A 16,236-nucleotide genomic window follows, 5' to 3' on the forward strand; every position below is an offset into this window, starting at 1 on the left:
GGGGGTGGCCGGGGCGGTGGGGGGGGGGGGGGGGCGCGGCGGCCGGCGCGGGCGCCCCCCCGCCCGCGCGCCCCCACCGCGGCGAGACGTTCGAACCGTCGACGGATCGGTACGTCGTCGACAAGGACCACGATGTGGTCGGGCCGTATCCGGATCCGCCTGAGCGGACGCAGTCACACCCTCTTCACCCCGGCTGTTCTCACGAAGCGTGGATGAGCCACTCGAGTTCGGACCCGCGCGGTTGCCTGTCCGTGAGTATCCGTGCTTCTTCGCCCGGGTGTGCGGCGCTCGGGCCACTCCAGACAACCCGAAGCCCCGCGCTGATCAACGCTCGCTCCGATCCGGCATTCTTGGTCAAGGTTCGAGCGGTGACGGTTCGGTTCGGGAACGAGACCCGGGCGGCATTGACCGCCGCGGTCGCCAACTCGGTCGCGTAGCCGCGGCCCCAGGCGGTCGGCGCGATGCTCAGCCCCAGATTCCAGAGGTCAGCGGAGAGGGTACGGACGCCGCCGATGCCGACGAAGGTGCCCGAGGGGAGCCGTCCATCCGCACTGTCGGCTCGGAGGAACGCGGTCCAGATCCCCAGTCCGGTTGCGCTTCGGCTCAGCTCTGCGGCGTCTATGAATCGAGTGGTGGTCTTTTCCGCGTCGGCGGGGGAGCCGTCGAGGTAGGTCCACACGCGTTGATCTTCGAACATGGTGAGCAGGAGCCCCCGATGCCAGGGGAGCAACGGCTCTAGCCTCAACGAGGACGTCAAGGTCGGCGTGGTCATGCGAGTTCCTGTTCACGGTCGGGGTGACAGCGTCGCGTTCTCATGGACCATCGACGGGCTCGATGACCTTGGCGCGTCGGCTGAGATAGATGATCGAGGAACGGATGTCGGCGATTTCGGGCCGCCGGGCGAGTTGAAGAACGAACTCGCGCAGTTCGTCGGTAGTGGGAACGGCGACGTGCGCGAGGAGGTCGGCCTCGCCGGTGACCATGTACACGGCGATCACATCGGGGAGATCCGCGACCGCGTCGCAGAAGGCGGACGCAGTCGGAAGCGCTTGAGGCCGGATCTTGATCGACACATGCGCCTGCACACTTCTCCCGATCCCACCGAGATCGACCGCGGCGTGGAAACCGGTGATGACGCCCCGGTCCTGAAGTGCCGCCACTCGAGCCAGGCAGGTGGAGTCGGCAACGCCGAGTTCGCGGGCGAGTTGCCGGTTGCTGAGCCGAGCATCTTGCTGCAACCGGCGCACGATCGTGCGATCTGTTTCGTCCACAACACCCCCCAAGACCCTGCAACCGAACTAGTTTCGGTTTCGAGCCAATGTAGCCGAAACATGCGTAGCCTTGCCGTCGAGAAAGCGACAATGAGTGAGGTTCCATGGCAGGCAAACTGGTGATCGTCGTCGACGAAGGGCTGGAGCGCGGGGTGGCGGCCAACGTCATCGGGCTGCTCGGTATCAGTGTCGGGCGCCATGTCGAGGGGATTGTCGGACCCGACGTCGTAGACGCCTCGGGCATCTCTCATCGCGGCATGAGCACCATCGGGCTCCCGGTGCTTGCCGCAGACGGCGAAGCTCTCAACCGGCTGTACCAAGAGGCCTCGGATCATCCCGGCATCACGGTGCTTGACGTCACCGACGTGGCCGTTTCCTCGCGCGACTACGACGCGTACACCCAGCGACTGCAAGACCCGGAGCGAGGGTGGCGTCCGCTGGGCCTTGCTCTCACTGGGCCCAGGCGTCAAGTCGACCGCCTCACCGGCAGGCTGGGGCTGCTCCGGTGACCGCCACGACCAGCAGGGTCCGCCCCGTGCGGTATCCGCTCTGGGCCAGACGCACGACAGCGCTTTTCGCAATCGCCGTCTCCGCGCTGAATCTGGGCTCCGCCGTCACGTCGCTGTCACTGCTCCTGGGCGGGATAGGCGACGATTTCGGCTTCGGTGCGGGCACTGACCCTTTCCAACTTGCAGCAGGATCGAGCCGGTCGGACTGACAAGGTAGTGAAGCCTCTGGTAGATGGGTTTTCGACCAAGAGAACCGTCTCCACCAGAGGCTTCGCATGCTTGTCTACCCGTCGGGTGTCGACGTGTCCAGCTCTGCCCTGCGCTTCCTGTCCGCCTGTCTGCGGCAGCACCGTGGTGCGATCGGCTCCCGTTGGAGGCGTCTGAACCCCGGCCGCCAGGCCCTGCTCGCACTCGCCCACCTGCGGATGGGACACACGTATGCCCAGCTTGCGGCCGGATTCGGTATCAGAACCACGACCGCCTACCGATATGCCACCGAGGCTGTCGAACTCCTGGCAGGCCTCGCGCCCACCCTGGCCGACGCGATCCGAGTCGCGTCGACGAAGGCGTTCGTGATCCTCGACGGCACACTCCTGCCGATCGACCACGTCGCCGCGGACCGGCCCTTCTACTCCGGGAAACACAAGAAGCACGGGATGAACCTGCAGGTCCTCACGGATCCCTTCGGCCAGCTGCTACGGGCCTCGCCGGCCCTTCCCGGCGCCGTCCACGATGTCCGCGGCCGGCCAGCGCTCCCGCACGCTCCAGTCCGGCGTCCAGGGTCAGGCTTGGCCCTTCGACCACACCATCGGTGACCATGACCAGCGCGGTGCCCTCTTCCAAGGTGAAGGTCTCCTCGGGGTATTCGGTGCCGGACACGATTCCAAGGACCGGCCCGGGGGAAGTGCGTGGACGGTGTGGCTGCCGTTGTCGCGCGCCTGAAGCAGTGGCACGTGGCCTGCGCTGGTACCGACGACCTTTCCGTTCCGCGGATCGAGGTGCAGCATGGTGCAGCTTGCGAAGCGTGGCGCGTCCATCGCGACGAGCAACTCGTTCGTACGCGCCAGGACCGTTGCCGGGTCGGGCTCCTGGGCCGCGATCGCACGCATGGACAAGCGCACCTGACCCATGAACACCGCGGCATCCACGTCGTGCCCTTGGGCATCGCCGATTTCCAGTGCCACCGCACCGTCGGGCAGGAAGAACGCGTCGTACCAGTCGCCACCGACATCCAGTCCATCCCGGCTGGGCTGATACCGGACGGCGATCTCCAGTCCCGCGAGGTGGTGCGGCAGCGTGGGGAGCATGCTCTCCTGGAGCGCCACGGACAGCTCGACGTGGGCTTGCTGCAGCCTGCTGGTCTTCAGCGCCCGGCCTGCCAATTCGGCCAGGGTCGTCAGGAAGGCGAGCTTCTCCGCCGACGGAACATGCTCCCTCTCGTACGTCACCACCCAGGCTCCGAGTGGCCGGTCGCCCTCCGGGCTGAGGGGGGTGATCGACAAAGCGGTGCCAGGGGCGGATCGCGGCAGGGGCAGGCCCTCGTCGTCCGGCCACCGGCGGGCCAGCTCCTCCTGGTTGGAGAGCCAACGGGACGCTCTGGACCTGTACAGGTTCACGGTGACGACGACAGGGGCGCCGAAAGGCCGTCGCGCCGGCAGCCGACCGGCTGAGGGACGGGCGTGCCGGGCGCGACCAGAGCGGCGTTCACCGGGCGCGTCGCGCGGCCGGGCCCAGCTGACCCGATACGCCGTCGGCTGCCGTCACTGCCGACGCCGTGCGGACACCGCTGTTCGTCCGGCGACGAGGAAGGAAGACACCACCCCGGGGTCCCGGCCGGTCGGTCCGGGCACTCGATGAACGAGGAGTTGATCACCATGGACGGAGAGGAACTGCGGAAGATCGCGGGCGCCAGCACCGCGGAGCTGCCCGGCGCCGGTCTGGAGCACCGCTCCGGCCCCGACTGGGACCTCTACAAGGTCGGCGGCAAGGTCTTCATGCTCATGACCGACGTGCCGGGGCACCCTGTCGTGATCCTGAAAGCCGATCCGGACGACGCCGTGGCCCTACGGGAGCGGCACAAGGACATCACCCCCGGCTATCACATGAACAAGAGGCACTGGATCACGGTGGAAGGCGGGGGCACCGTGGACGAGGAACTGGTGAAGGAACTCGTGATCGACTCCTACCGTCTGGTGGCCGGCGGCCTTCCCACGTCCGAGCAGCCCGTGGATCCTCGCACCTACGGCCGCCGGGCCTGACCGTCGTCATGCCCGCCGAGCCTCCCCGTGTCCGCACCACGGCCAGTCCGGCACAGCTGCGGCAAGCCTTCCGGAGTGATGTGGAGCGAGCGGGGCGGGGGGTCCGCCGCGCGCTGACCGAAGCCCTGCGCGAAGCGGTCCGCAGCGGCCGTCTGACGCCCGGGACACGGCTGCCCTCCTCCCGCCGGCTCGCCGCCGACCTCGGGGTTGCCCGCAACACCATGGCGGCTGCGTACGGCGACCTCGTCGCCGAGGGATGGCTCACCGCCCGCGCCGGCTCGGGCACACTCGTGACCGACACGATGCTCACTCGGCCGGCCCTGGCCCGCGCAGCCGCCGAGCCGTCAGGAGAACTCCGCTACGACCTGATCCCAGGCAGCCCCGACCTCACCGCATTTCCTCGTGCTGCCTGGCTGAAGGCCACACGCCGCGCCACGGTCTCCGGATCCTCGGCGAAGTCCTGGCCGGCCGGCGGGCACGGAGTGTCGCCGTCGAGTCCTACGGGCCGGACAGGTACCGCGGCCTGCTGGCCGCCGCGAGCCTGGAGACCCTCCCGCTTCCCTGGGATCCTCACGGAACCGACCCGGTCCCGCCTGAGGGCACCGATGCGGTCCTGCTCACGCCGGCCCACCAGTTCCCGCTGGGCACAAGGCTCCAGCGCGATCGCCGGACGGCTGTCGTGGACTGGGCCAGACGGACAGGCGGCCTGGTCCTGGACGATGACTACGACGGCGAGTTCCAGTTCGACCACCGGTCCGTCGGAGCGCTGCAGGGACTGGCTCCAGACTGCGTGGTCTACCTGGGTACCGCCAGCAAGACCCTCGCTCCTGGCCTGCGGCTGGCCTGGATGGCGCTGCCTCCCGCGCTCGCTGAGGAAGCTGTGGCGGCCAAGGGACAGATCGACTCGTGCGAGGTGTTGAGCCAGCTGACCATGGCGGAATTCATCACCTCCGGCGCCTACGGCCGTCACCTGCGTGCCGCCCGCCGGCGTTACCGCGATCGGCGGGACTCCTTGGTCACAGCCCTGGCCCGGCACGCCCCCAAGGTACAGGTGACGGGGACATCGGCCGGCCTGCACACCGTGCTCAGTCTGCCGTCCGGCGCCGAGCAGCGTGTCCTTCAGCCCGCGGCCCGGCAAGGACTCAGAGTGGCCGGCCTGTCTCGATACCGCCATGCGCGGTCCCGGCACGCCATGCCCGACGCCCTCGTCGTGGGCTACGGGACGCCCTCCGACGCCGTGTGGCCTCAGGCACTCTCCGCGCTCATGGGGATCCTTTCCTGACGCGCCCCAAGCGGCCGAGAACTCGAACGCTGTGCTCTCCGGGTACGAGGTCTCACGTCCTGGCCGCCCGGGGTGCGCCGTCGGGAAGCCACTCGCGGAGGGAGCTGGCCGGCGGGTTGCGCGGGTTTCGAGGGAGCCGGGCGCTCCTCCCGGGGCGCCGAACGGCAATGCCCTCCACCGGGCGACGGTGATGGACTGATCGGTCCAGGCGGCTTGTCGCTGCTTGCCGGGCACGGCCTGCTGGCCTGCTTGGCCGGGGTTGGAACTGGCTGTCCGGTTGAGTGGTGTCCGCGGAGGGCGGCGTCCTGGATGGTGTCTGAGGGGCCGAAGGAGGTGCCGGGCCCAGTGGGGCAATCAGTACGGCCAATCCCACGACCAGTACGGTCAATCCCACGACGAATCCACAATCGCGGCGTGCCATGGGCGGGTGCGCGGTCCCGCCGCAGGGGTTCGCTGCCGCCGGATTCAGAAAGAAGGCCAGCCAGCCGTACGGCCCCACGACCACCCCGCCGCGCGCCGTACCTGTCTGCAAGGATCCCGGGTTCGGATGGCTAGGCTGGATCCGGAAGCTCAAGGAGGTTGCGATCTGTATGGGTGACGGGCACGGGCCCGGGCGGTCCGAGCAGGAGGAGTCGCTCGGAGCCGGATGGGAGAGGCACCGGCCCGCCGTTTTCGGTGTGGCCTACCGGGTGTTGGGAAGCGTGGCCGATGCCGAGGACGTGACCCAGGATGTGTGGCTGCGGGCGGCCGGCGCGGATCTGCGGGGCATCGGTGATCTGCGGTCCTGGCTGGTGACGGTGGCCGCGCGGCGGTCGTACGACATTCTCAAGAGCGCCCGGGTCCGGCGGGAGACCTATGTCGGACCGTGGCTGCCTGAGCCGCTCCTGACGGGGCCGGACGCGTCGCAGCCGGTACTCGTCGATGAATCCGTCAGTTCGGCGATGCTGCTGATCATGGAGGAGCTGTCCCCGCCGGAGCGGGTGGCTTTCGTCCTGCACGATGTCTTCGGTGTCGAGTTCGGCGAGATCGCCGACGTACTGGACGTCTCCGTGCCGGCTTCCCGGCAGCTCGCCTCTCGGGCACGACGGCGGGTGGCCAAGGCGAAGCAGTCCGTGCCGCAGGCGTCGAAGGCGGAACGCGAACACGTCCTGGCGGTCTTCCGCTCCGCGTACGAAGCAGGGGACCTGGCCGGCTTGGTCAGACTCCTCCACCCGGACGCCGTCTATGTCACCGACGGTGGCGGCAAGATCTCCGCGGCACGCAAGCTCATCCACGGCGGCGAGCGCGTCGCCGCGGTCATGGTCCGCGTGGGGCGCCAGTGGCACCCGGACCGCATCGACTTCGCCGAGGTCGGCGGCGAGCTCGCTTTGGTGTTCTACCGCGAAGGCCGGGTCTACTCCGTCGACACGGTCCAGATCACAGGCGGTCTGATCACCGCGTACCGCAGGGTCGTCAATCCCGAAAAACTTCTGCGCGTCTGAGTTGTCACACCCGGAGGGGCTGCCTCGTCTCCCTGACGAGAACGCGAAACGGGCGACGAAGGAATACGCGAGCAGGAAATCGATCATGCCGAACGGCATACGTCGCGCCGCATCCGCGTCTTCCCGATGCCGAGCCGCTACGAGCTGCGCGTAACGGACTGCGTGTTCGGGTCGCCCCTCCCCGTAAGGACCTGTATGCAAGCCATCACTGTTCGAGACCGTGACGCCGGTCTTGCCGGGCTGTCCCTGACGGACATGCACTACCCCCACGCGGCCGAGAACGACGTCATCGTGCGGGTGCACGCTGCCGGGTTCACCCCTGGCGAGCTGGACTGGCCGGCTACGTGGGTCGATCGGGCGGGCCGCGACCGGACGCCAAGCGTGCCCGGGCATGAGCTGTCGGGGGTCGTCGTGGAGCTGGGGTACGGCACCACCGGCCTGAGTGTCGGCCAGCGGGTGTTCGGCCTGGCCGACTGGGCCCGCAACGGCTCCCTCGCCGAGTACGCCGCGGTGGAAGCCCGCAACCTCGCGCCGCTGCCGGCGGACATCGACCACTCCCTGGCCGCCGCACTGCCGATCTCCGGGCTGACCGCCTGGCAGGGCCTGTTCGACCACGGCCGCCTCACCACCGGCCAGACCGTGCTGGTCCATGGTGCCGCGGGCGGAGTCGGCTCGATCGCGGTACAGCTCGCCCGCGAGGTCGGCGCCCGCGTCATCGGCACCGGCCGGGCATCCGACCGGGACAGGGCACTCGCCCTGGGTGTCGACACCTTCCTGGACCTGCAGAACGAGAAGCTGGAGGACGTCGGCGAGGCCGACGTCGTGTTCGACGTGATCGGCGGCGACATCCTCGACCGCTCGGCCACCCTGGTCCGGGCCGGTGGCGCGCTCGTCAGCATCGCCATGCCGCCCAAGGTCCGGCCCAGGGACGGGCGGGCCGTCTTCTTCGTGGTCGAACCCGACCGTGCCCGGCTCATCGACCTCGCCACGCGGCTGAGGGACGGACGGCTCAAGCCGGTCGTCGGCGCCGTGCGGCCGCTTGCCGAAGCACCCGCCGCATTCGCCCCCGGCCCGCGCACCCCCGGTAAGACGATCATCCGCATCACCGAAGACCGGCCAGGAGGCCCCTCGTGATCACCATGCGGATCGCCGGCGGCCTCCTGGCCGTCGCCACGCTGGCTGGGGCCACCGGCTGTACCGCCGTGGCCCAGCGCACCCACGCCAAGACGCCGACCGCCACCGCGACCTCGACGCACCCCGCCGAAAGCCTCACCCCCCTGCTTCAGCAGGCTCTACCGAACGTGACGGGCAAGACGTTCACCTCTGCGGTCGTCGACTTCCCGCCCAGCGCACGCGCCGTGCCGCACCGGCACGGCCAGGCGTTCGTCTATGCCTACGTCCTCGAAGGAACCGTACGCAGCAGGCTCGACGGCCGGCCCGTGACCACCTACCACCAGGGCGAGAACTGGGTCGAGCGGCCCGGCGCGCACCATGTCCTCACCGAGAACACCAGCCGGGCCGAACGAGCCAAGCTCCTGGTCGTCTTCGTCTCCGACACCGGTGACAAGCTCAAGGTCGACGACCCGAGAGCCTAGCCCGGGGCACGCAGCGGGCAGCAACGCACCGCACGAACTCGGCCTCTGCCAAAACACCCCCGTCGGCCACCAAGACGCGCCCGAAGCGCGACGCAAGGCCGCACGAACACATCGAAGGAACCATGACCGACACCCAGCGCGTCAACATCGGCAAGCAGCATCCGGCCGCCTACAAGGCTCTTTTCGCCCTGTCGTCAGAGGTTCAGGAGACCGTTGCCGCAGCGGGACTTGACCCACTCCTGGTCGAGTTGCTGAAGATCCGCACCTCCCAGATCAACGGCTGTGCGTTCTGCCTGCGCATGCACACCCGCGACGCCCTCGAGAAGGGCGAGAACCCCGACCGGATCGCCGTGCTGCCCGCATGGGAGGAGACCGGCTACTTCTCCGCGGCCGACCGCGCCGCCCTCCGCTTGACCGAGGCGATCGCATACGTGGCCGACGGACACGTCGGCGACGAGGACTACGACGCCGCCTCGGCCGTACTCACCACGGACCAGGTCTCGGCGGTCGCCTGGCTGGCAACCGTGATGAACGCCTTCAACCGTGTCGCGATCACCAGCCGGTACCCGGTCGGCACCTGACCCGACAGTGGCACCGGCGGTGATGCGGGCTGCCCGGGGTGTTCACCGTCGTGATGATGATGGGAGTGCGCCACCGGGTCGCGGATGATGGATTCCCCCGTCGGGACGGCGGCCCTGTTCGGTGTCGCACGCTGTCAGGGTGACGGCATGGTCCGCCGGGTGCGCGGATCGTGCCGGCTGGTCGTGCCGGTGTGCGGGTTGCGTGCCGCGATGACGGTGAACACCGTGGCGAGGAGGGCGTCTGCGTCGGACGGCACACCGGCTTCTGTCGTGGACGGTGGCAGCCGGCCCTGCGACTGCTGGCACCTGCGGGTTCCGTCTTCGCGTCACGGCTGTGGTTCGCCCCGTAGGTTCGCCCGGCCCGTCGATCATGCATTAATGGGACCGTTTCGTCCAGATGACGTGCATCTCGCCATCACCCGGTGCTCCCACTCTCCCTTTTTGGACTCTGACGTCCTCTTTGGAGTTGGGCTGAAGGTGGTGACCCGAGGGCCGAGCCGAGACGCAGCAGCCCGCTGGATCGGCCGGCTCGAGCAGGACGGACCGTCCTGCGCAGGCAGGGCCCCAAAGACAAGGAGGCGTCTCGTGAAGGCGATGTGTGACGGATCAGGCAGCGGGGACGTCCGGGATGGCACTGACCGAGCGTCCGGAGCCGCGGGCCGCGGGCAACGACGTGGTGGTGGAGGTTCACGCGTCGGGTTTCACGCCGGGCGAGCTGGAGTGGCCCTCGATCTGGGTCGATCGTCTCGGCCGTGACCGGACGCCATCCATTCCCGGCCACGAGGTGGCCGGAGTGGTGAGCGCTCTCGGCTACGGCACCAGGGGGCTGTCGGTCGGACAGCGGGTGTTCGGGCTGGCGGACTGGACGCGTGACGGCACTCTCGCGCAGTACGTGGCCATCGAGGCCCGTAACCTCGCGCCGCTGCCGGGTGATGTCGACTTCACGGTGGGTGCGAGCCTGCCTGTCTCCGGCCTGACGGCCTGGCAGGGACGGTTCGTGCACGGCCGCTTCCACGCCGGGCAGAGCGTTCTCGTACACGGCGCAGCGGGAGGCGTCGGCTCGACGGTGACGCAGTTGGCCCGCCAGGCGGGCGCCTACGTCATCGGAACCGGACGCACCCCCGACCGGCAGGCCGCGATGGAGTTCGGGCGCAGAAGTTCGCCGACCTCGGCAACGACGCGCTGGAAGACGTCGGGGGCGTCGATCTCGTCTTCGACGTGATCGGCGGCGACATCGGGAAGCGGTCGGCAGGCCTGGTACGAGCCGGCGGGATGCTGGTGACCATCGCCGGTCCGGCCGAGACGCCGAAAGGACGGCCTGGCGGTCGACTTCGTCGTCGAAGCCGACCGCGCACAGCTGACTGAGGTCGTCCAGCGAATCCGGGACGGACGCCTGCGCACGAACATCGGCCAGGTCGTCACCCTCGACGACGCCGTTTCCGCTTTCGACCCGGCCGAGCGGGTCAAGGGCAAGACCATCGTTCGCCCATGAGGCCACCGCGCCCGCCCGGACACATCCAGCAAAGGACCACCCCGTATGACCAGCCCAACCGAGCCGAACCGCTCGACCGTCGGCGACGTGGCGAGGGCAGACCCAGGCCTCACCGCGCAGGACCGTGCCGCTCTCGTCGACGTTGGCCGCGACGATCCCCGTGCTCTGGCGTTCGACTTCGACGTCGTCAACGACGCGAGGACCGGTGTCTACGAGGCCAAGGCGGGCGACACAGAGGTGGCAGGACCGACCTACAAGTCCGCCGGCGAGAACCGACTCGTGCTGCTGGCGACCTCGGTGCTCCCCGGATTCCGCAACCGGGGATCGCCACCGGGCTGATCCGACGTGTCCTGGAGGACGTGCGCGCACAGGGGAAGACGGTCACCATCACGTGCCCGATCGTGCGCACCTTCATCGAGCGCAACCCGGCGTACGCCGACCTCGCCGACCCCGAGCACCCGGGAGCCAGGAGAGCCGTACCGGTCCTGGACCAGCCCTTCAGGCCGCCCCGGGGAGAAGTCCAGACGGTGACGACGGACGCCGAGGCCGAGGCAGCCGCCCGGGAGGAGAACAACGCGACCCTCATCGCCGCCCTGGACAAGGCGGGTCCCGACGAGGTGGAGTCGAGCTGGGAGCTCGATGTCATCCATGACACGGAGCGCAGCCGATGGTTCGCGGCCATCGGACCCGAAGCGATCGCGGAACTCTCGTACCGGTTCGTCGGCGGCCGCATCGCGTTGTTGACGACCTGGGTCGACCCCGCCTATCGCCACCACCGGGTCGCCGGGGAGCTCATCGCGCGCGTGCTGGACGCGATACGCCCAACCGGAAAAACGATCACCGTCATCTGCCCGGTCGTGGGCGAGTTCATCGCCCGCAACCCGCAGTACCGCGATCTCATCGACAAGGTCCGTCCCGGGTCCGGCGCCTACCCCCAGCACAGCCCCGCACACGGGGCGGACGACCGGAAACAGACCGCCGCGTGCGACAACGACCTGACATAGCCACCGGGCATCCGTATGCGGTTCGACTCTTCCAGCGCGCGTCATCACACCGCGCCGGCCGCCCCCGGTCAGGGACCGACACAGCGATCGCCGGCAGCGGCTGCGCGGCGCGGGCGGTGGTCCGGCGACCGCCAGAGGCGTCAGGAGTCGCCGGACACCTCGGATGAGTGACGGAGCAGTCCGGCGCTGGTTTCACGCCAGGAACCGGCAACGTGCTTGCGAACGTTCACGGATCCCGGTCGCGTGCATGGTCGTCACGGCGCTGACGTCTCGCGAGGACGGCCCTCGGCCCGCAGTTCGAACCATATTGTCTTGCCGGTGGCCGTCCGGACACTGCCCCAGGCGCCCGCGAGCAGGTCGAGAAGTTCGATGCCCCGGCCGTTCTCGGCGTCCGTGCCGGCGGCGCCGCGCGCGGGGCTGGAGGATTCGGTGTCCTCGACCTCGCACAGCAGGCGGGAGTGGCGCAGCTGCAGGTTGAGCCGGAGCGGGCCGCGGGTGTGCCGCAACGCGTTGGTGACCAGTTCGCTGACCAGAAGCTCGGCGGTGTCGGCGAGATCACTCACGTCCCAGGCGCCCAGTTGTGCGGTCACCAGGCGCCGGGCCTGCCCTGCGGAGGTCAGTTCCCGCCGCAGAGGCCAGGAGGCGTCCCAGGCGGTGGCGCAGCCGCGCGGTGCGTCGAAGGGGCGCAGCGGCGCGAGCAGGCGGGACCACAGAGCCCACTGCCGGGCGAGCCGCGACGGTGCAGTGGGGCGAGAGGACTGCCTTCCCTGGCGAGAGGCCGTGCGGTGGCCGATGACCCAGGCGGCCATGGGGATCAGTCCCTTCGCTGCCGACCGGGCGGACGGCTTGCCGACGATCGGGTCCGGCGTGCGCCAGACCCGTATGTAGCAGTCGCTACACCTGAAATATACATGTAGCTACCGCTACAGTAAATACCTACCCAAAACTCCCACAAAGGACGGTCGGGAATGCCTGGCCGCCCACACCCAGGAGCCCTCATGCCCCGCCCGCCCGATCCAGCCAAGCGACGTGATCTTCTCGACCGGATCCACGAGTACGTCACGCGCAACGGCGTCGCGGACCTGTCCCTGCGCCCTCTCGCCAAGGCCCTGGGCACCAGCGACCGCATGCTCCTGTACTACTTCGGCACCAAGGAACAGATGGTCGCCGAGGCCCTCGACGTCTACGAGCGCCGGCCCCTCCTGCGCACCCGAGTACTGCTGGAGACCATCGGCGCGCCCGCGAGCCCCGCGGACCTGCGCCGCTTCCTGGAGGAGGTGTGGCGCCAGTTCAGCGACCCCGAGCTCCGCGGGGCACTTCCTCTCTACTTCGAGATCATGAGCACCAGCGTGCTCCATCCCCACCGCTACGGACCCGTCATGCGCGACATCGTCGCCGATTGGACCCTCCTCTACACCACCGTCTTCCTCGACCTCGGCATGCCCCAGGAGCAAGCACGCACACAGGCCACCCTGCTGACCGACGCCTCCCTCGGCCTGCTGATCGCCCCGCTGGCCGACGGCCACTGGGAGCGGTCCCACAAGGCCTTCCACGCCCTCCTCGACATCCTGGAACCCGGATGGCACACCCCGACGTGAACCTCCCTGCCGGACACCGGACCGGGCATCGACATCGCCCGGCCGGTTCCAGCGCCCTCTCGCCGGCCTTCCCGCTCCGCCGGCACGCGACGACGACCGGCGGCGTGCCTCAGGGGCGGTCGCACCCCGGACCGTCGGCCGGATGTCCAGAGCCTGGTCAGCACCCGTGAGCTCCAGCACCCGCTGGAACTGGCGCGCGGGCCTGGCCACGCGCAGGCGGTGGCCGTGGTGGACGTTCAGCAGCGCGTTCAGGACGCTGGAGTCGCCGAAGGCCATCTCGGCCGCGTCCACGACGACCGCGGCGTGAGTGACGGCCGCGCCCGGCGGCGCGGAAGCCGGCAGGGATACGGAGTTGGGGTCGAAGGCGCCGTGGACGACCACGACCCACACCCCCTGCCCCTCGTACCCGACCGGCCCGCGATCGCCGGCATCGACACCGTCACCAGCCACCTGCCTCTCCGGCGCGGTGCCGTCCTCGCCGCCCTCCCCCGCGCCGAGCGCACAGCGATCCCGCACCCCGCGATGTCCGCAGCCAAGCGGCTCCGGGCCCCCGCCCGGCACCACGAGGTCAGCGGGCGGAGGACGGGCACGAGGGTGAAGTCCGTGCCGGGTCGGGCGCGTTGGGGCCGGCTGCCCGGCTTCAACGGTCTACACCAATGCCGGAGCGCCTGGCGTCCTCCCGTCACGGTCGGGACCACGGCCCGGTCGCCGCGCTGCAAGGGCACTCACCCCGTGACATCGAGGGCGGTGCCGCCCTCACCCCTCACACGTCCGGGGCGGTCGTCGTGTCGGGAGAGCCGCCCCCCCCTGCCGGCCCCTGGGGCGCGGCGAATGGTCGCAGTCGCTTGTCCGGGCGGCGCCGGCCCGCCCGTGGCGGTGACGCCGGGCTCAACCCTCCGGGGCGGCCCGACTCGGGGTACCGTGCCGTGGCCGAACGGCTGATACGCGACAGGGGAGCCGGAAGACGGGCGTCCGTTTAATTCATGACGGATATCCCGCCCCCCGTAACCCTGCCGAGAGTTCTTCTACGTCCACGGTCGAGGCTTGAGTTCCGTTTTCGGGATTTGAACAATGCTCACGTCTCGCCGGCGCCGGAAAGCCTCGGCAGAAGTGCCGCGCGGGACCACCGAATCAGCGAGCCGGCCGGCATTCGTGACGGAAAGGGCGCGGGCGCGATTCCACGGTGCGCGGTCCGCCCAGGAAGGCTCCGGAACCACTGCCCACTCGGGTGCCCATCGCAGGCGATCAAGGACATGCGACGCCTTCACGGAAAACGCAGCATCGCGGACAGAACCTCACGCAACTCCGCGAAGGGGCAGGCTCATCGCGGTACCGGAGGTGCGGAGCCGAGGGGGAAACGGGCCTTTTCCGGCACCGATCCGGCGACGCAGCCCCCCCTACGCCTCCATCCGCGGGTGACCGGGTGTCACGGACGGCACCCCGCGCGTGCAGGCCGGGCCGAGGTGCCCTCCGCGGCGCGAGGTGTGGCACGACAAACGGCTACCGGCGGTAACGCGTGTGCCACACACCGGTCACCGGTCTGGACCAGCGCAGGCACCCCGTCACCTCGGCCGGCCACCGACGCGGCGGTCGCCTCGCAGCTCAGTGCCCGTCGGGGTAACGCCCCCGTCCGTTGGGCAGTTCACCGGAGGTGGATTCCTCCAAAAGCTGGGTGTATTTGCGCGAGAGTGCCTCGTAACGCTCGTCCGTGCCGCGTGCACCCCGTTTGCGCCGGGTCATGACATAAAGAGCGACAGGCCCGGTGATCATCGAGACGACCGGTATCAGGCCCCACCACGGCATGGGTGTTCCTCCGCTGAGTCTGGTTTCGAGGGAGCACGGCGGCTGCCCAGGCCCACAGTATGCCCTCGGCCCGGTCCGACCAATCTCGTTGCCCCCGCACCCGCTTTCTTTCCCATAAGTCGTCTGGTGTTTCGCTTCTACCTCTGGACGCACGGCGTGATCGCTTCTAAGTTCCCGTCCCGGCAACGTTTTTGTTCGCGACCTGTGACCCGGGTCCGGACAACTGCGCCCCTTTGCGACCCAGTTGGTGCATCAATCACCCCAATGATGTGAGAGGCTGTGGAAAAAACAGGCGCCCCGCCAACCGACGGTATGTTTTCCGTGCAGCCCCCCACCGAACCGGCCCCCGGGCGGCCGCGGTTCCTGGTGCTCGGGCTGCTCGCCATCACGGACGGCCGCGAGACGGTCGTACTGACCCCCTCCCGGCCCGCCTCGCTCCTCGCCGCCCTCCTGCTCCACCCCGGCTCCGTCGTCTCCACCGGCTTCCTCCAGCGCGTCGTCTGGGGCAGCAGCCCGCCCGCCGGCGGCAAGTCCGCCCTGCACACCTGCGTGCTGCGCCTGCGCCGGCTGTTCGCCAAGTACGGCGTGGCCGACCACGCCATCGAGGCCGTCCCCGGCGGGTACCGGCTGCACGCCGACGCCGACACCCTCGACCTGCTGCACTTCCGCGACCTGCTCACCCGTTCGTACGCCGAGGACGACCCCGAGGCCGCGCTCCGGCTGGCCCGGGCCGCTCTCGGGCTGTGGAAGGAGCCGCTCCTCGGCAACGTCCACTCCGACGAGCTGCACCGCGACCATGTGCCGCGCCTCGCGGAGGAGCGGCTGCTCGCCGTGGAGCGGGTCTTCGACGGCGAACTGCGCCTGGGGCGGCACCGCGAGCTGATCGCCGAGGCCCGTGAGGCCGTCCGGGTCCATCCCGGACACGAGGGGCTCTCCGCCCTGCTCATCGAGGCGATGTACCGCTCCGGGCGGCGCGGCGAGGCCCTCGCCGAGTACCGCAGGATCCACAGCCATCTGGCCGGGGAACTGGGGGTGGAACCCGGAGCGGTGCTGCGGCGCCTCCAGTTGGCCGTGCTGCGCGGCGAACCGTCCGGCGGACCCCTCGTACTGCCCCCGGCGGGCACCCCGCCGGCGGCCGGCGGCACCCCGGCCGCCGAACCCGGTGGGTCGGCCGGCACCGCCTCCGGAGCGCTCGTGCTGCGGTCGCTCGTCGACGCCGGACTGCTTCAGGAGGGCCCGGCCGACCGCTACCGCGTCCATGACCTGCTGCGCCTCTTCGTCAAGGCGGCCGGCACCACCCTGGCGGCCTCCGCCACGCACGACCCGACCGACCTGCGTCCGTCGGCCGTCGGCTGACCACCC

General features: G+C 69.8%; 16 protein-coding genes and 4 pseudogenes. 14 read left to right on the forward strand and 6 right to left on the reverse strand.

The genetic code is table 11. The annotated features are described in order from the left end of the window. Positions 1 to 199: 199 nt before the first annotated feature. The gene (locus ACFXI4_RS05270) at positions 200 to 772 is read right to left on the reverse strand and encodes a GNAT family N-acetyltransferase (protein ID WP_384988324.1); all 573 of its coding nucleotides are present in this window, start codon (positions 770 to 772) and stop codon (positions 200 to 202) included. 40 nt (positions 773 to 812) lie between these two features. Further along, positions 813 to 1,271 carry an Lrp/AsnC family transcriptional regulator gene (locus tag ACFXI4_RS05275; protein WP_121826630.1) on the reverse strand — a complete coding sequence of 153 codons (459 nt, stop codon included), beginning with the start codon at positions 1,269 to 1,271 and terminating at the stop codon, positions 813 to 815. A 104-nt stretch (positions 1,272 to 1,375) separates the two neighbouring features. Between ACFXI4_RS05275 and ACFXI4_RS05280 the strand changes: the two genes are divergently transcribed. Beyond that, positions 1,376 to 1,780: a DUF2000 domain-containing protein gene (locus ACFXI4_RS05280; protein ID WP_384988325.1), complete on the forward strand. Its 405-nt coding sequence runs from the start codon at positions 1,376 to 1,378 to the stop codon at positions 1,778 to 1,780. Between the two features lie 275 nt (positions 1,781 to 2,055). After that, positions 2,056 to 2,520: pseudogene (locus ACFXI4_RS05285) on the forward strand (transposase family protein); the annotation flags it as partial. On the opposite strand, the pseudogene ACFXI4_RS05290 reads toward ACFXI4_RS05285, so the two are convergent. Continuing rightward, a pseudogene (locus ACFXI4_RS05290) lies at positions 2,453 to 3,087 on the reverse strand (PP2C family protein-serine/threonine phosphatase). The pseudogenes ACFXI4_RS05285 and ACFXI4_RS05290 sit on opposite strands and share 68 nt — an antisense overlap. 567 nt (positions 3,088 to 3,654) lie before the next feature. Here ACFXI4_RS05290 and ACFXI4_RS05295 point away from each other — a divergent pair. The 6 genes and pseudogenes from ACFXI4_RS05295 to ACFXI4_RS05320 all read left to right on the forward strand — a co-directional run bounded on the left by ACFXI4_RS05295 (position 3,655) and on the right by ACFXI4_RS05320 (position 8,977). Beyond that, a complete protein-coding gene (locus ACFXI4_RS05295) occupies positions 3,655 to 4,038 on the forward strand; it encodes an MmcQ/YjbR family DNA-binding protein (protein ID WP_384988326.1) in 384 nt (127 codons plus the stop codon). Between the two features lie 8 nt (positions 4,039 to 4,046). Further along, positions 4,047 to 5,320, forward strand: a pseudogene (locus tag ACFXI4_RS05300) (PLP-dependent aminotransferase family protein). 590 nt (positions 5,321 to 5,910) lie between these two features. Continuing rightward, positions 5,911 to 6,801, forward strand: a complete 891-nt coding sequence (sigJ, locus tag ACFXI4_RS05305) for an RNA polymerase sigma factor SigJ (protein WP_384988327.1) — start codon at positions 5,911 to 5,913, stop codon at positions 6,799 to 6,801. Positions 6,802 to 6,996: 195 nt separating this feature from the next. Next, a complete protein-coding gene (locus tag ACFXI4_RS05310) occupies positions 6,997 to 7,935 on the forward strand; it encodes an NADP-dependent oxidoreductase (protein WP_384988329.1) in 939 nt (312 codons plus the stop codon). 5 nt (positions 7,936 to 7,940) lie between these two features. Next, entirely contained in the window at positions 7,941 to 8,396 is a 456-nt protein-coding gene (locus ACFXI4_RS05315) for a cupin domain-containing protein (protein WP_384988639.1), read from the forward strand. Between the two features lie 122 nt (positions 8,397 to 8,518). Further along, positions 8,519 to 8,977 carry a carboxymuconolactone decarboxylase family protein gene (locus ACFXI4_RS05320; protein ID WP_384988330.1) on the forward strand — a complete coding sequence of 153 codons (459 nt, stop codon included), beginning with the start codon at positions 8,519 to 8,521 and terminating at the stop codon, positions 8,975 to 8,977. A gap of 134 nt (positions 8,978 to 9,111) precedes the next feature. On the opposite strand, the gene ACFXI4_RS05325 is transcribed toward ACFXI4_RS05320, so the two are convergent. After that, on the reverse strand, positions 9,112 to 9,234 hold the full coding sequence (locus ACFXI4_RS05325) for a hypothetical protein (protein WP_384988331.1): 123 nt from the start codon (positions 9,232 to 9,234) through the stop codon (positions 9,112 to 9,114). Positions 9,235 to 9,605: 371 nt separating this feature from the next. On the opposite strand from ACFXI4_RS05325, the pseudogene ACFXI4_RS05330 reads away from it, so the two are divergent. From ACFXI4_RS05330 to ACFXI4_RS05340, 3 genes and pseudogenes are all read left to right on the forward strand, one after another. After that, positions 9,606 to 10,469: pseudogene (locus ACFXI4_RS05330) on the forward strand (NADP-dependent oxidoreductase). A gap of 45 nt (positions 10,470 to 10,514) precedes the next feature. Further along, a complete protein-coding gene (locus ACFXI4_RS05335) occupies positions 10,515 to 10,808 on the forward strand; it encodes a hypothetical protein (protein WP_384988333.1) in 294 nt (97 codons plus the stop codon). A 20-nt stretch (positions 10,809 to 10,828) separates the two neighbouring features. Beyond that, positions 10,829 to 11,473, forward strand: a complete 645-nt coding sequence (locus ACFXI4_RS05340; RefSeq protein WP_384988334.1) for a GNAT family N-acetyltransferase — start codon at positions 10,829 to 10,831, stop codon at positions 11,471 to 11,473. Between the two features lie 254 nt (positions 11,474 to 11,727). Here the strand turns inward: ACFXI4_RS05340 and ACFXI4_RS05345 are convergent, their stop codons facing one another. Next, positions 11,728 to 12,282 (reverse strand): ATP-binding protein, encoded by a 555-nt coding sequence (locus ACFXI4_RS05345; protein ID WP_384988336.1) that lies wholly within the window; start codon positions 12,280 to 12,282, stop codon positions 11,728 to 11,730. 189 nt (positions 12,283 to 12,471) lie between these two features. Here ACFXI4_RS05345 and ACFXI4_RS05350 point away from each other — a divergent pair, with 189 nt between their 5' ends. After that, positions 12,472 to 13,071: a TetR/AcrR family transcriptional regulator gene (locus ACFXI4_RS05350; RefSeq protein ID WP_384988337.1), complete on the forward strand. Its 600-nt coding sequence runs from the start codon at positions 12,472 to 12,474 to the stop codon at positions 13,069 to 13,071. Positions 13,072 to 13,237: 166 nt separating this feature from the next. After that, positions 13,238 to 13,378, forward strand: coding sequence for a hypothetical protein (locus ACFXI4_RS05355; protein WP_384988338.1), 141 nt, complete (start codon positions 13,238 to 13,240; stop codon positions 13,376 to 13,378). 1,295 nt (positions 13,379 to 14,673) lie between these two features. Here ACFXI4_RS05355 and ACFXI4_RS05360 read toward each other — a convergent pair. After that, a complete protein-coding gene (locus tag ACFXI4_RS05360) occupies positions 14,674 to 14,874 on the reverse strand; it encodes a hypothetical protein (RefSeq protein ID WP_362731930.1) in 201 nt (66 codons plus the stop codon). 321 nt (positions 14,875 to 15,195) lie between these two features. Here ACFXI4_RS05360 and ACFXI4_RS05365 point away from each other — a divergent pair, with 321 nt between their 5' ends. Then, positions 15,196 to 16,230: a BTAD domain-containing putative transcriptional regulator gene (locus ACFXI4_RS05365; RefSeq protein ID WP_384988339.1), complete on the forward strand. Its 1,035-nt coding sequence runs from the start codon at positions 15,196 to 15,198 to the stop codon at positions 16,228 to 16,230. Positions 16,231 to 16,236 lie beyond the last annotated feature (6 nt).

This window comes from Streptomyces sp. NPDC059224 (assembly GCF_042754285.1).
Taxonomy (GTDB): domain Bacteria; phylum Actinomycetota; class Actinomycetes; order Streptomycetales; family Streptomycetaceae; genus Streptomyces.